The following is a 1,514-nucleotide window of genomic DNA, read 5'->3' on the forward strand; positions in this document are numbered from 1 at the left end:
GCCGGCTCCCGGCGCCGGGCCGTGCTCACCTGCCTGGCGATGACCTGGCTGAACCCGCACGTCTACCTGGACACCGTGTTCCTGCTCGGCTCGCTGGCCGCCGACCGGGGCCCGCTGCGCTGGACGTTCGGACTCGGCGCCGCCCTCGCCAGCCTGTGCTGGTTCACCGCCCTCGGCTTCGGTGCCCGGCTGCTCGGCCGGTACCTGGCCCGGCCCGGTGCCTGGCGGCTGCTGGACGGCCTGGTCGCCGCCACCATGCTGGTGCTGGGGGCGAGCCTGATCGCCGGGGTCTGACCGGAACCCGTTCGCCGTCCACCGGTTGCCGCTGGGATAGTTAGCCTCTCGAAGCGAAAAGATGTAACGAGCAACCAGGACAGCCGTGGACACCAGCGAGAGCAGCAGCACCGAGACCACGACCGGCGCGCCGGCGGCCGGGGAACCGCCCCGGCGCGGCTGGCGCCGCTGGGCGATGGACACCCGCCCCCTGAGCGTCCCCGCCTACCGGCGGCTGTGGTCGTCGACCATCGTCACCTCCGTCGGCAGCCAGCTGACCGCCGTCGCCGTGCCCAAGCAGATCTACGACATCACCCACTCCTCGGCCTGGGTCGGCTACGCGAGTCTGGCCGGACTGGTGCCCATGGTCGCCTTCGCCCTGTGGGGCGGGGCGGTCGCCGACGCCGTCGACCGGCGCAAGCTGCTGCTGGTGACCAACAGCGGCATCGCGGTGACCTCGCTGCTGTTCTGGGCGCAGGCCGTCACCGGCCTCGACTCGGTCCCCGTGCTCATGGTGCTGCTCGCGCTGCAACAGGCGTTCTTCGGGCTCAACGCGCCCGCCCGCAGCGCCTCCATAGCCCGGCTGGTCCCGGCCGAGCAGCTGCCGGCCGCGAACGCGCTCGGCTCGACGGTGATGCAGACCGCGCTGGTGGCCGGCCCGCTGCTGGCCGGCGCGCTGATACCGGTCGTGGGGCTGCCGGAGCTGTATCTGATCGACGCGCTGGCGCTGTGCGTGACCGTGTGGGCCGTCGTCCGGCTGCCCGCCCTGCCGCCGCTCGGCGGGAGCGGCACCCGCCGGGCCGGGCTGCGCGAGATCGCCGACGGGTTCCGGTACATCTCCCGGCACAAGGTGCTGCTGCTGTCCTTCCTCGCCGACATCGTCGCCATGGTGTTCGGCATGCCCCGCGCCCTGTTCCCGCAGCTGGCCGCCGAGACCTACGGCTCCTACGGCGAGGGCCTGGCACTCGGTGTGCTGTTCGCCGGCATCCCGGTCGGCGCGGTGCTCGGCGGCCTGTTCTCCGGCGTGTTCTCGCGGGCCCGCCGGCACGGCTTGATGGTCGCCGGGGCGGTCGTCGGCTGGGGCGTGGCCATCGCCGGGTTCGGACTGAGCGGCAGCCTGTGGGTCGCGGTGGTCTTCCTCGCCGCGGCCGGCGTCGCCGACATGGTCTCGATGGTGTTCCGCGGCGCCATCCTGCTGTCGGCCGCGACCGACGAGATGCGCGGCCGGATGCAGGGGGTGT

At 73.4% G+C, this 1,514-nt stretch carries 2 protein-coding genes; both read left to right on the plus strand.

Translation table 11 applies throughout. The annotated features are described in order from the left end of the window. Positions 1-294: LysE/ArgO family amino acid transporter (locus H5J33_RS34905; RefSeq protein ID WP_181798663.1), on the plus strand; the 294-nt coding region annotated here is incomplete at its 5' end. 85 nt (positions 295-379) lie between these two features. Further along, on the plus strand, positions 380-1,514 hold a 1,135-nt coding region (locus H5J33_RS34910; protein WP_181798664.1), incomplete at its 3' end, for an MFS transporter.

This window comes from Streptomyces sp. WELS2 (assembly GCF_013870595.1).
Taxonomy (GTDB): Bacteria; Actinomycetota; Actinomycetes; order Streptomycetales; family Streptomycetaceae; genus Streptomyces.